This window comes from Pseudomonas sp. MYb193, from assembly GCF_002966775.1.
GTDB classification, from domain to species: domain Bacteria; phylum Pseudomonadota; class Gammaproteobacteria; order Pseudomonadales; family Pseudomonadaceae; genus Aquipseudomonas; species Aquipseudomonas paracarnis.
In genome coordinates, this window is the sequence record NZ_CP023269.1 from 5,580,562 (window position 1) to 5,593,467 (window position 12,906).

10 protein-coding genes and 1 tRNA gene are annotated in these 12,906 nt (G+C 60.8%); all 11 read left to right on the forward strand.

Going from position 1 to position 12,906, the window contains the following annotated elements; all coding sequences use genetic code 11:
* The first annotated feature begins 54 nt into the window (after positions 1–54).
* The 11 genes from CLM72_RS25655 (at position 55) to pqqE (ending at position 12,904) form a co-directional block, all read left to right on the forward strand.
* Complete coding sequence (locus tag CLM72_RS25655; RefSeq protein WP_105228753.1) at positions 55–3,798, forward strand: bifunctional diguanylate cyclase/phosphodiesterase; 3,744 nt, start codon at positions 55–57, stop codon at positions 3,796–3,798.
* Positions 3,799–3,813: 15 nt separating this feature from the next.
* Positions 3,814–3,890: transfer RNA gene (locus tag CLM72_RS25660), tRNA-Ile, on the forward strand.
* Between the two features lie 112 nt (positions 3,891–4,002).
* Positions 4,003–4,449 carry an Lrp/AsnC family transcriptional regulator gene (locus CLM72_RS25665; protein WP_105228754.1) on the forward strand — a complete coding sequence of 149 codons (447 nt, stop codon included), beginning with the start codon at positions 4,003–4,005 and terminating at the stop codon, positions 4,447–4,449.
* 147 nt (positions 4,450–4,596) lie between these two features.
* Positions 4,597–6,300, forward strand: coding sequence for an NAD(P)/FAD-dependent oxidoreductase (locus CLM72_RS25670; RefSeq protein WP_105228755.1), 1,704 nt, complete (start codon positions 4,597–4,599; stop codon positions 6,298–6,300).
* A gap of 10 nt (positions 6,301–6,310) precedes the next feature.
* Entirely contained in the window at positions 6,311–7,105 is a 795-nt protein-coding gene (locus CLM72_RS25675) for a carbon-nitrogen hydrolase family protein (protein WP_105228756.1), read from the forward strand.
* A 48-nt stretch (positions 7,106–7,153) separates the two neighbouring features.
* Positions 7,154–9,529 (forward strand): pyrroloquinoline quinone biosynthesis protein PqqF, encoded by a 2,376-nt coding sequence (gene pqqF, locus CLM72_RS25680; protein WP_105228757.1) that lies wholly within the window; start codon positions 7,154–7,156, stop codon positions 9,527–9,529.
* A 158-nt stretch (positions 9,530–9,687) separates the two neighbouring features.
* Positions 9,688–9,762, forward strand: a complete 75-nt coding sequence (gene pqqA / locus CLM72_RS25685) for a pyrroloquinoline quinone precursor peptide PqqA (RefSeq protein ID WP_003194766.1) — start codon at positions 9,688–9,690, stop codon at positions 9,760–9,762.
* Positions 9,763–9,833: 71 nt separating this feature from the next.
* Positions 9,834–10,745 (forward strand): pyrroloquinoline quinone biosynthesis protein PqqB, encoded by a 912-nt coding sequence (gene pqqB / locus CLM72_RS25690; RefSeq protein WP_105228758.1) that lies wholly within the window; start codon positions 9,834–9,836, stop codon positions 10,743–10,745.
* A gap of 11 nt (positions 10,746–10,756) precedes the next feature.
* Positions 10,757–11,509, forward strand: a complete 753-nt coding sequence (gene pqqC, locus CLM72_RS25695) for a pyrroloquinoline-quinone synthase PqqC (RefSeq protein ID WP_105228759.1) — start codon at positions 10,757–10,759, stop codon at positions 11,507–11,509.
* Positions 11,506–11,781, forward strand: coding sequence for a pyrroloquinoline quinone biosynthesis peptide chaperone PqqD (pqqD, locus tag CLM72_RS25700; protein ID WP_003194772.1), 276 nt, complete (start codon positions 11,506–11,508; stop codon positions 11,779–11,781). The genes pqqC and pqqD overlap by 4 nt, the downstream gene beginning before the upstream one ends.
* Entirely contained in the window at positions 11,774–12,904 is a 1,131-nt protein-coding gene (pqqE, locus tag CLM72_RS25705) for a pyrroloquinoline quinone biosynthesis protein PqqE (RefSeq protein ID WP_052200001.1), read from the forward strand. Before pqqD ends, pqqE begins: the two co-directional genes overlap by 8 nt.
* Positions 12,905–12,906: the final 2 nt, after the last annotated feature.

Genomic DNA, 12,906 nt, shown 5'->3' on the forward strand with positions numbered 1-12,906 from the left:
CCTCGCAATGCCCGTCTACACTCGAGACATTCCCCGTGCCATAACGAGACCGTTATGCCCAGATTGCCGACCGTGATACTGCTGTCGCTGCTGACCTGGACCGCAACGGCTGGCGCGTTGACTCTTACGGATGATGAGCGTAGCTGGTTGGCGGACCATCAGGAGCTGCGCCTAGGCGTGGATGCGTCTTGGCCACCTTTTGAATATCGCGATGAAAATGGACGATATCAGGGCTTGGCAGCCGATTACGTACGCCTGCTCCAGGACCGCCTGGGTGTGCGAATCAAACTGATCGAACCGGTTAACTGGACCGCGGTGCTTGAACAAGCCCGCAATAATCAGCTCGACCTGCTGCCGGGCATCATGTCCACCCCCGAGCGCCAAAACTTCCTGGCCTTCACACGCCCTTATCTCGACTTTCCCATCGTCATCCTGGCCCATGAAGGCGGCGCGAAACCACGCAGCCTCAAGGATTTGTACGGGCTGAAAATTGCCGTGGTGGAGAACTACGCGCCCCATGAACTGCTGCGTACCCACCATCCGGACCTGAATCTGGTCGCCCTGCCCAACGTCAGTTCGACGCTGCAAGCCCTGGCCACCGATGAAGTGGATGCTGTCGTCGGCGACCTCGCCTCCAGCGTCTGGAGCCTGCGCCAACTCAAGCTCGACGGCCTGTACGTCAGCGGCGAAACGCCCTACCGCTACCAACTGGCGATGGGCGTGCCGCGGGATGAGAAAATCCTGGTGGGCATCCTGGACAAAGTCCTCGCCGATCTCAGTTCAGCCGAAACTGATGCGATCCAGCAACACTGGGTCGGCAGCTTCACCGATCACCGCACCTTCTGGGCTGACCTGCTCACGTACGGCCTGCCAGCGGTGCTGTTGTTGAGTACGGTGCTGGCGATCGTCATTCGGATCAATCGCCGGCTCAGCTCGGAAATTTCCCGTCGGGTCGCCCTTGAGCAAGAACTGCGAAGCAGCGAGTACCACTATCGAGGCTTGGTGGAGAGCTTGTCCGCCATTGCCTGGGAAGCAAGCATCAGCGATTTCACCTACAGCTATGTGTCGCCCCATGCCGAAGACCTGCTCGGCTATCCCCGCGCCCATTGGCTGATTCCAGGCTTCTGGCGCAACATCATCCATCCCGCTGACCTGACCCGCGCCGAGGCCTATTGCTATCGGGAAACTCGTGCTAACCGTGATCACAGTATTGATTACCGGGTCATCACCGCCGATGGCCGCTGCCTGTGGGTACGTGACATTGTCAGCCTGATCGAACACGGCCACGAGCCAGTGCTGCGCGGCCTGATGATCGACATCAGCGAAGCCAAGCGCACCGAGGAAGCCCTGCAACTGTCCGAGCAGAAATTTGCCTCGGTGTTTCAGCAGTGTCCGGACATCCTGGTGATTGCTCGGTTGTCTGATGGTTGTTTGCTGGAGGTCAACAAGGCATTCGAGGACCAGATTGGCCTGAGCTTTGATGAGGTCGTGGGCAAAACCGCCTCAGATCTGAATATATGGGGCATTCAGGGTGTCGGTCCGGATTTGCTGCAGCGGGTACAGACCACCAGTATCCGTAACCTGGAAATGCCCTTTCTGCGCAGCAATGGCCAGGCCTTTACCGGGCTGATCTCAGCCGAGCCATTCCAACTCGACACCACCGAAGCCTTGGTGGTGGTGGTGCGGGACATCACTCAGCTCAAGGAAACCCAACAGCGACTGCAAACCTCCGAAGAAAAGTTTGCCAAAGCCTTCCATGCCTCCCCAGATGGCTTACTGCTAAGCCGCCAGAGCGACGGCCTGCTGATCGAAGTTAACGAGGGTTTCAGCCACCTGACCGGCTTCACCAGCGCCTCTTCACTCGACCAATCAGCCTTGGACCTGGGCATCTGGGTCGACCTCAACGAACGCAAGCACATGCTGGAATTGATGCAGCGCGACGGCTTTGTCCGCGATTTCATCTGTCATATCCGTCGTGCCGATGGCCAGATTCGCCTCTGCGAAGTGTCCAGCCGCCCACTGCCGATTGGCGACGAAGATTGCATGCTGACCATCGCCCGGGACATCACCGAACGCCAGCTGATGCAGGAAAAACTGCAGCAGGCCGCCACGGTGTTCGAAAGCACCGCCGAAGGCGTCTTGATCACCGACACACGGCAGAACATCAGCGCCGTCAACCGCGCCTTCACGGAGATAACCGGCTACAGCGAGGTTGAAGCCCTTGGCCATACCCCGCGCCTGCTTGCCTCCGGCCTGCATGACAGCGCGTTCTATGCGGCGATGTGGTACCAGTTGACGAGCCATGGCCACTGGCAAGGAGAGATCTCCAACCGCCGCAAGAACGGCGAGGTGTATCCGAGCTGGCTGACCATCAGCGCTGTGCGTAACCGCGAGCAATTGGTCACGCATTTCGTTGCTGTGTTTGCCGACATCTCCAGCCTCAAGCTGGCCCAGGCCCGCCTGGATTATCAGGCCCACCACGACCCATTGACTGGCCTGCCCAACCGCACCCTGTTTGAAAACCGGCTGCAGGCCGCACTCAACGGCCAGCAGGAAAGTGGTAAACAGGGCGCGGTGCTGTTTCTCGACCTCGACCGCTTCAAGCACATCAACGACAGCCTCGGCCACCCGGTCGGCGACCTGCTGCTCAAAGACATCGCCGTACGCCTCAAGGACCAGTTGCGGGACGTGGACACCGTTGCTCGCTTGGGCGGCGACGAATTCATCATCCTGCTGCCCGGCTTGCAACAGGCCAGCGACGCCCAGCACTTGGCGAACAAACTGCTCGACTGTTTTACCCCGCCATTCCAGGCCGGCGAGCATGAGTTCTTTATCAGCGCCAGTATCGGTACCAGTCTGTATCCGCAAGACGGTACCGACGTCGCCACCCTGGTCAAAAATGCCGACGCCGCGATGTATCGCTCCAAAGCCAAGGGGCGCAACCGGGTCGAGCGCTACACCCGCGACCTGACGGCCCAGGCCAATGAACGCGTAGCGCTGGAGCACGAACTGCGCCGCGCCATCGAACGTGAAGAATTGAGCCTGTATTACCAACCCAAACGCAGCCTGGTCACCCAACAACTGATCGGCGCCGAAGCCTTGATCCGCTGGCACCACCCGACCTTGGGCGAGGTCCCGCCCGAACACTTTATTGCCCTGGCCGAAGAGAACGGCATGATCCTGCAAATCGGCGACTGGGTACTGGAACAGGCGTGCCGGCAGCTGCACGCCTGGCAAGCGGCTTTCGAGGATTTCGGCCCCCTGTCGGTCAACCTCGCAGGCGCGCAACTGCGTCACCCCAACCTGCTGTCACGCATCGAACAACTGCTGCGCGATTACCGCCTCGAACCTGGCTGCCTGCAGTTGGAGATCACCGAAAACTTCATCATGAGCCAAGCCGAAGAAGCACTGGCGGTGTTGCACCAACTCAAGCGCCTGGGCGTACAGCTGGCGATCGATGATTTCGGCACCGGCTACTCGTCCCTCAGCTACCTCAAACGCCTGCCCCTGGACTTCCTCAAGATCGATCAATCTTTCGTCCGCGGCTTGCCCGACGACCCTCACGATGCAGCCATCGTGCGCGCCATCATCGCCCTCGGCCACAGCATGCAATTCACCATCATCGCCGAAGGCGTGGAAACCCCGGCACAACAAGCATTCCTCGCAAGCGAGGGGTGTGAACAGATGCAAGGCTACATCGTCAGCCTGCCCCTGCCGCCGGAGCTTTTTGCCGCCAGCTTCCTTCGCACGAAGCTGGAGGATTTTTCGGATGGCACAGTGAACAAACCATCGTTATAATCCGCGACCTACTGAGGGCCTATAGCTCAGTTGGTTAGAGCAGGGGACTCATAATCCCTTGGTCGTAGGTTCGAGTCCTACTGGGCCCACCATACTCAAAGCCGCGCATTGCGCGGCTTTTGCGTATCTGGCCGAGTGATTTTGTCCGCAGGGCCAAGCCTGTAACATGCCTGCTCACTGCCCTCCCGCACTGGAGCTCTCCCCTTGCCCGCCCTAGACGAAATCGACCGCCAACTGATCGCCGCCCTGCAGCTCAACGCCCGTGAAAGCGTGGCCATGCTCGCCCGGCAGTTGGGCATCGCCCGCACCACCGTCACGTCGCGTCTGTCACGCCTGGAGAAAACCCAGGTCATCACCGGTTACGGCGTGCGCCTGGGCCAGCGCGTTGCGGATGGTGGGTTGCAGGCTTATGTGGGCATTACCGTGCAACCCCGTTCGGGCAAAGAGGTGTTGCGCAGGCTGAGCGCCATGGCGCAAGTGCAGCAGTTGTGTGCGGTGAGTGGGGAGTTCGATTACGTGGCTTGGCTGCGAACCGATTCGCCGGAGCAACTGGACCAATTGCTGGACCAGATCGGCAGTGTCGACGGCGTGGAGAAAACCACCACCTCGATCATCCTCAGTAACAAATTGGATCGCGGACAACCAATCTGACCGCCTAACTCGTCACATTGACTAAAACTAGCGCAATTCGACGACATATTGCGCCTTATTAACGCGCGCAACGTTCCCTAAACTGGCTGCCATCTTTTCCTATACTCAACGGGCCCTCCTCCCGCCGAGCCGTCAGTAAGGTCAGCCATGAGCATTCCGTCCAGCACCCTCAGCAAACCCAATCGCCACCCGGGCGACGGCAAGAACCCCATCACTATCTTCGGCCCGGATTTCCCGTTTGCCTTTGATGACTGGATTGAACACCCCGCAGGACTGGGCAGTATTCCTGCGGCTAATCACGGCGCCGAAGTGGCGATCGTCGGTGCCGGGATCGCGGGCCTGGTGGCGGCCTACGAGCTGATGAAACTCGGGCTCAAGCCCGTGGTGTATGAAGCCTCGAAGATGGGTGGCCGCTTGCGCTCGCAGGCCTTTGAAGGCGCCGAAGGCATCATCGCCGAGCTGGGCGGCATGCGGTTCCCGGTGTCGTCCACGGCGTTCTACCATTACGTGGACAAGCTGGGACTGGAAACCAAGCCCTTTCCCAACCCGCTGACGCCGGCGTCTGGCAGCACTGTGATCGATCTGGAAGGCCAGACTCACTACGCGCAAAAACTCTCCGATTTACCGGCACTGTTCCAGGAAGTCGCCGATGCCTGGGCCGACGCCCTGGAGGCCGGTTCGCAGTTCGGCGATATCCAGCAGGCAATCCGCGACCGCGACGTGCCACGGCTCAAGGAGCTGTGGAACAAGCTCGTGCCGCTGTGGGATGACCGTACCTTCTACGACTTCGTCGCCACCTCCAAAGCCTTCGCCAAATTGTCCTTCCACCACCGCGAGGTGTTTGGCCAGGTCGGTTTCGGCACCGGCGGCTGGGACTCGGACTTCCCCAACTCCATGCTGGAAATCTTCCGCGTGGTGATGACCAACTGCGATGATCATCAACACTTGATCGTCGGTGGCGTGGCACAAGTGCCCATGGGCATCTGGCGCCATGTGCCGGAACGCTGCGCCCACTGGCCGGCCGGCACCAGCCTGAGCTCGTTGCATAGAGGCGCACCACGGGCCGGCGTGAAGCGCATTGCCCACGCCGCCGATGGCCGTTTCGCCGTTACCGACAACTATGGCGACACCCGCGAATACGCGGCGGTGCTGACCACCTGCCAAAGCTGGCTGCTGACCACCCAGATCGAATGCGACGAAACCCTGTTCTCGCAAAAAATGTGGATGGCCCTGGACCGCACTCGCTACATGCAGTCCTCGAAAACCTTCGTGATGGTTGATCGCCCATTCTGGAAAGACAAAGACCCGCAAACCGGGCGCGACCTGATGAGCATGACCCTCACCGACCGCCTGACCCGTGGCACCTACCTGTTCGATAACGGTGACGACAAGCCGGGGGTGATCTGCCTGTCCTACTCGTGGATGAGCGACGCACTGAAGATGCTGCCCCAGCCTATCGACAAGCGGGTGAAACTGGCCCTCGATGCACTGAAGAAGATCTACCCCAAGGTCGACATCAAGGCGCGCATCATCGGCGACCCGATCACCGTGTCCTGGGAGGCCGACCCGCATTTCCTCGGGGCCTTCAAAGGCGCCTTGCCCGGTCACTATCGCTATAACCAACGGATGTATGCGCACTTCATGCAGAAGGATATGCCTGCCGAACAACGCGGGATCTTCATCGCGGGTGATGATGTATCGTGGACGCCTGCCTGGGTCGAAGGCGCGGTACAAACCTCGCTCAACGCGGTATGGGGCATCATGAACCACTTCGGTGGCAGCACCCACCCGGAGAACCCAGGCCCAGGCGACGTGTTCGATGAAATAGGGCCAATCGCCCTGGCAGAATAAGGAGTTGAGCATGCGTGTCGCCCTGTACCAATGCCCGCCGCTGCCGCTGGATGTGGCCGCTAACCTGCAGCGCCTGCACCAACTGGCCCATGAGGCACACGGCGCCGATGTGCTGGTGCTGCCAGAGATGTTCCTCAGCGGCTATAACATTGGCGCCGAAGCCGTTGGCGCACTGGCCGAGGCACAGGATGGGCCATCGGCGCAGGCGATTGCCGAACTGGCGCAAAGTGCCGGGCTGGCGATCCTGTATGGCTACCCGGAACGGGCCGAAGACGGCCAGGTCTACAACGCCGTGCAATTGATCGATGCTCAGGGCACGCGCCTGTGCAATTACCGCAAGACCCACTTGTTTGGCGATCTTGACCACTCGATGTTCAGCGCCGGCCCCGATGATTTTCCGGTGGTGGAATTGAACGGTTGGAAGGTAGGCATGCTGATTTGCTACGACCTGGAGTTTCCGGAAAACACCCGGCGCCTGGCCCTCGCCGGTGCCGAACTGATTCTGGTGCCCACCGCCAATATGGTGCCGTTCGACTTTGTTGCCGACGTCACCGTGCGGGCGCGAGCCTTTGAAAACCAGTGTTTTGTGGCCTATGCCAACTACTGCGGGCACGAAGGCGAGATTCACTACTGCGGGCAAAGCAGCATTGCCGCGCCGGACGGCCAGCGAATTGCCCAGGCCGGCCTGGATGAAGCCTTGATCGTCGGCACCCTGAATCACCAATCTATTGTCGACGCCCGCGTCGCCAACCACTATCTGCAAGACCGTCGCGCCGAACTCTACGGCGCACTGCACAAGCCCTGACCCATTGGGTTTGCTAGCATAGGCACTTCCCACGCCTCGGAAGTGCCCATGCCTGCGCCGGTTCACCCTCATCCCCTTCACCTGACCCTCGCCAATGGCCTGCGGGTTTGCCTGCGCCATGCGCCACGCTTGAAACGCTGCGCCGCCGTTTTACACGTGGCTGCCGGCAGCCATGACGTGCCATTGGCCTGGCCTGGGCTGGCGCATTTTCTTGAGCACTTGTTGTTTCTCGGTACCGAGCGTTTTCCAGCCGGCGAAGGGCTGATGGCCTACGTGCAGCGCCACGGTGGGCAGGTCAACGCCAGCACCCGTGAGCGCACCACCGAGTTCTTCTTTGAACTGCCGGTGCCGGTTTTTGCAGACGGGCTGGCGCGTTTGGCGGATATGCTGGCTCACCCGCGCCTGGCCCTCGACGATCAACAACGTGAACGCGAAGTGCTGGAGGCGGAGTTCATCGCCTGGTCCCAGGATGCCAAGGCCCAACAGCAAGTTACGCTGCTGCAAGGCTTGGCGGCGGATCATCCCCTGCGCGGTTTTCATGCCGGCAACCGCGACAGCCTGCCGGTGGAAAGCGACGACTTTCAGCATGCCTTGCGAGGGTTCCACGCACGCTTTTATCAAAGCGGACAGATGACCTTGAGCCTCGCCGGTCCACAATCGCTGGCCGACCTGCAGGCCTTGGCCCAGCAGTTCAGTGACCAACTGACGCCCGGCCCATTGCACCCGCAGGCCGCTCCACCGGCCTTGATGCATGGCCCGGCACGCCGTTATCAGCACGTCGCCGGCCAACACCTGCATCAGGTCATTACCTGTAACGTGCCACGGGAAGCGCTGGCGTTTCTCTGCACCTGGCTCAACGCCTCGGCCCCCGGCGGGTTGCTCGCTGAACTGCAAGCACGACGACTGGCCACCGCGCTTCAGGCGTCCGTGCTGTACCAATTCGCGGATCAAGCCGTGCTGGATATCGACTTTACTCTCGGCAGCGCGCGCGAACCGGCCACGTCGATCGAAGAGTTGCTGCACGACTGGCTGAGTTTCTTCGCACACAGCGACTGGACAGCGTTACGCGAAGAGTTCGCCTTGCTCAATGCTCGCCAGCAACAGGTCCAAGGCGCCCTGGCGTTGGCGCGCAACGATGCCCAAGACCTGTCGGAACAAGGCGTCGTAGCCCTCAAGGCCATGCTCGACTCACTGCACCTGCCTACCTCCCGCCGCCCTTGGCAACTGCCGCCCAATAACCCCTTGCTTCGTGCTCCCGCCAAGGAAGAACGCGCTGGCCTGATTCGCGGCCAAACCAGCGCCCACCGTGGCTTGCGTACCTTTGCCCAGGATCGCTCACGGGGCCGACGGGAGCTGTCAGCGTTGACCTTCAGCCAGGCGTTGGCGGATGACACTGGCGAAGGCGCGCTGTACCTGCAGTGGCGGTTTGACTCGGCGGTACCCACCGGGCTGGAAAGCCTGTTGCGGCCGTTGCGCGAACAGGCACGGCAGGCGGGCGTCGAGTTGTCTTGCGAAACGATCGCCACTGACTGGCAAGTGAAGATGCACGGCCTTCACGAGCCCATGCCGGCGGTGCTCGAAGCGTTGGCGCGGTGTCTGAGTGACTCGGATGAGCCTTTGCCACCGACCGCTCCCGTGCCGATGATCGCCATCCGGGAACTGCTCAAGGCGTTCCCCGCTTGCTGCGCGGGTGTTCAGCCCCTGCCTCAGGAGACAACAGCATCATGGGCTACCGCGCGCTGGCAGGCGCTGGGCGCTGGCCTGCCCCCCGCCTGTGAAGCCGCGATCAAAGCCGCAGCGGCCCGGCTGCCTGGGCAACCGGCAAGCCTGCCTTATACACCTCACGTCCTTGACGGACAAAAGCACTGGCACGCAGTCAGCACCGAATCCAGCGAAGCAGCGCTACTGTTATTTTGCCCAACGCCAACTCAATCCCTCGCCGATGAAGCCAACTGGCGGTTGCTCGGGCACGTGCTCCAGGGGCCGTTCTACCAGCGCTTGAGAGTCGAACTGCAAATCGGCTATGCCGTCTTCAGCGGCATCCGACAGATCAACGGCCAAACCGGCCTGTTGTTTGGGGTGCAGTCGCCCACCCTCTCCCTAGACGGCATCGTCCAACAGTTGCAGGCCTTCCTGGGGCAACTGCCGTCGTTGATCGAGCGCAGTCCCGACTTGGGTAACCAGGCCCTCGCGCAGCAGTTCGCGGCCCAGACGCAGCCCATCAATGAAGGTGCCGACTTGCTCTGGCATGCGCACCTGGCAGGCCATTCGTCGGGTTATCTGGAACAGCTTCAACAGTTGATCCAAGCGTGCACACGCGAGGATGTGCAGCGCGCCGCGCAACGACTCAATGACGCCGCAGGCGGCTGGCAATGCGTGGCCAACGGGCCGCGTATCAGCGACGACTGGCAAGCAGCGCCGTGATCATTGCCAACCCTGCAACAGGCTTTCTCCACCGAGACAGCGCTAACTTGAATAAAATTGAGTAACATTGCGCAGCAATATCTGAACATCTCCAATGGGAGGTGGACTATATGTATTACTTGGTAGTGAACGTCCCATCCCTTGATAGGAGTAAGAATATGACCTGGTCCAAACCTGCTTACACTGATCTGCGTATTGGTTTCGAAGTCACCATGTACTTCGCCAGCCGTTAATTGGCTGAGTGACACAACGCCTCGGTTCGCCCGGGGCGTTTTTGTTTTGAGCTGTGCTTGATGGAGCGATCATGTTTGTCCAGATTTTAGGTTCCGCCGCCGGCGGTGGCTTCCCGCAGTGGAACTGCAACTGCGTGAACTGCGCAGGCTTTCGCGATGGCAGCCTGCGGGCCCAGGCGCGTACCCAGTCATCCATCGCGATCTCCGACGATGGCGTGAATTGGGTGCTCTGCAATGCCTCGCCGGATATCCGCGCGCAACTCCAGGGTTTTGCGCCCATGCAACCGGGCCGCGCCCTGCGCGATACCGGCATCAGCGCAATCATCCTCATGGACAGCCAGATCGACCACACCACCGGCCTGCTGAGCCTGCGCGAAGGCTGCCCGCACCAGGTGTGGTGCACCGACATGGTCCACGAAGACCTCAGCACCGGTTTCCCGTTGTTCACCATGCTGACCCACTGGAACGGTGGCCTGGCCTGGAACCGCATCGAACTGGACGCCAGCTTCACCATCCCGGCCTGCCCCAACCTGCGCTTCACCCCGCTGCCGCTGCGCAGCGCCGCACCACCCTATTCGCCGCACCGCTTCGACCCGCACCCCGGTGACAACATCGGTCTGATCGTCGAAGACCTGCGCACCAAAGGCAAATTGTTCTACGCACCGGGCCTGGGCAAGGTCGACGCACCGCTGCTGGACATCATGGCCGGCAGTGACTGCCTGCTGGTCGACGGCACGATGTGGGACGACGATGAAATGCAGCGCCGTGGCGTCGGCACACGCACCGGGCGTGAAATGGGCCACCTGGCACAGAACGGCCCCGGTGGCATGCTTGAAGTGCTGGAGCAACTGCCCAAACAGCGCAAAGTGCTTATCCACATCAACAACACCAACCCTATCCTCGATGAAGACTCCCCTGAGCGAGCGGAGCTGGTGCGGCGCAATGTCGAAGTGGCTTACGACGGCATGAGTATTGAATTGTAGGAGCGATCGAAATGAACGACACACCGTTGAGCAAGGCTGAGTTCGAAGCGGCCCTGCGCGCCAAGGGCGCCTTCTACCATATCCATCACCCTTACCATGTGGCGATGTACGAAGGCCGCGCCAGCCGTGAGCAGATCCAGGGCTGGGTCGCCAATCGCTTCTACTATCAGGTGAATATCCCGCTGAAAGACGCGGCGATCCTGGCCAACTGCCCTGACCGTGAAATCCGTCGCGAATGGATTCAGCGCCTGCTCGACCATGACGGCGCGCCCGGTGAAGACGGCGGTATCGAAGCCTGGCTGCGCCTGGGCCAGGCCGTGGGCCTGGACCCCGACCAACTGCGCTCCCAGGAGTTGGTGCTGCCCGGCGTACGCTTCGCCGTGGACGCCTATGTCAACTTCGCCCGCCGCGCCAGCTGGCAAGAAGCCGCCAGCAGCTCGTTGACCGAGCTGTTCGCGCCGCAAATCCACCAGTCGCGCCTCGACAGTTGGCCCCAGCATTACCCGTGGATCGACCCGGCCGGTTACGAGTACTTCCGCACACGACTGGGCCAGGCCCGTCGCGATGTGGAACACGGCTTGGCGATCACCCTGCAGCACTACACCACCCGCGAGGGGCAGGAGCGCATGCTGGAAATTCTCCAGTTCAAACTGGACATCCTCTGGAGCATGCTGGACGCCATGAGCATGGCCTATGAACTCAAACGCCCGCCGTATCACAGCGTGACCGAACAGCGGGTATGGCATAAAGGGATCACCCTATGAGCTTTGATCGCAGCAAAAAACCGACCTGGCGCCAGGGCTATCGCTACCAGTACGAGCCTGCACAGAAAGGCCACGTGTTGCTCTACCCCGAAGGCATGATCAAGCTCAACGATAGCGCCGCATTGATCGGTGGCCTGATCGACGGCGAGCGCGACGTTGCGGCAATCATTGCCGAGCTGGATAAGCAGTTCCCCGGTGTGCCAGAGCTGGGTGACGACATCGAGCAATTCATGGAGGTCGCCCGTGCTGAGCACTGGATCACCCTTGCCTGAAAAGCCAGCCATCGGCCTGCCTCTGTGGCTGCTGGCCGAGCTGACCTATCGCTGCCCGCTGCAGTGCCCGTATTGCTCCAACCCGCTGGATTTCGCCGAGCAGGGCAAGGAGCTGAGCACCGAACAATGGATCAAGGTATTTCGCGAAGCCCGTGAAATGGGCGCAGCGCAGCTGGGGTTTTCCGGCGGTGAACCGCTAGTACGCCAGGACCTGGCCGAACTGATCGGCGAGGCCCGCAAGCTGGGTTTCTACACAAACCTGATCACCTCTGGCATCGGCCTCACCGAACAAAAAATCAGCGACTTCAAGAAAGCCGGCCTGGACCATATCCAGATCAGCTTCCAGGCCAGTGACGAACAGGTGAACAACCTGCTGGCCGGCTCCAAAAAAGCCTTCGCGCAAAAACTGGAAATGGCCCGAGCGGTGAAAGCCCACGGCTACCCGATGGTGCTGAACTTCGTCACCCATCGCCACAATATCGACAAGATCGACCGCATCATCGAGCTGTGCATTGCGCTGGAAGCAGATTTCGTCGAACTCGCCACCTGCCAGTTCTACGGCTGGGCACAGCTCAATCGCGTGGGCTTGCTGCCCACCCGCGAGCAGTTGGTGCGCGCCGAACGCATCACCAATGAATACCGCGCCAAACTGGAAGCCGAAGGCCACCCCTGCAAGCTGATCTTCGTGACACCGGATTATTACGAGGAACGCCCCAAAGCCTGCATGAATGGCTGGGGTAGCATCTTCCTGACAGTCACTCCCGACGGCACCGCCCTGCCCTGTCACGGCGCGAGGCAGATGCCCGTGCAGTTTCCCAATGTGCGCGACCACAGCATGCAGCACATCTGGTACGACTCGTTTGGCTTCAATCGCTTTCGTGGCTACGACTGGATGCCTGAGCCATGCCGTTCATGCGACGAAAAAGAAAAGGACTTCGGCGGCTGCCGTTGCCAGGCCTTCATGCTCACTGGTGACGCCAGTAATGCCGACCCTGTATGCAGCAAATCCGAGCAGCACGGCATCATCCTGCAAGCGCGGGAAGAGGCCGAACATGCCACCCAGACCATCGAGCAACTGGCCTTTCGCAATGAGCGCAACTCAAGGCTCATTGCAAAAGGCTGAGC

Excerpts from the sequence above, each read along its gene's own strand:
- CLM72_RS25655 (WP_105228753.1), top strand. The coding sequence starts at position 55 with ATGCCCAGATTGCCGACCGTGATACTGCTGTCGCTGCTGACCTGGACC.
- CLM72_RS25670 (WP_105228755.1), top strand. The coding sequence starts at position 4,597 with ATGAGCATTCCGTCCAGCACCCTCAGCAAACCCAATCGCCACCCGGGC.
- CLM72_RS25675 (WP_105228756.1), top strand. The coding sequence starts at position 6,311 with ATGCGTGTCGCCCTGTACCAATGCCCGCCGCTGCCGCTGGATGTGGCC.
- pqqF (WP_105228757.1), top strand. The coding sequence starts at position 7,154 with ATGCCTGCGCCGGTTCACCCTCATCCCCTTCACCTGACCCTCGCCAAT.
- pqqB (WP_105228758.1), top strand. The coding sequence starts at position 9,834 with ATGTTTGTCCAGATTTTAGGTTCCGCCGCCGGCGGTGGCTTCCCGCAG.
- pqqC (WP_105228759.1), top strand. The coding sequence starts at position 10,757 with ATGAACGACACACCGTTGAGCAAGGCTGAGTTCGAAGCGGCCCTGCGC.
- pqqD (WP_003194772.1), top strand. The coding sequence starts at position 11,506 with ATGAGCTTTGATCGCAGCAAAAAACCGACCTGGCGCCAGGGCTATCGC.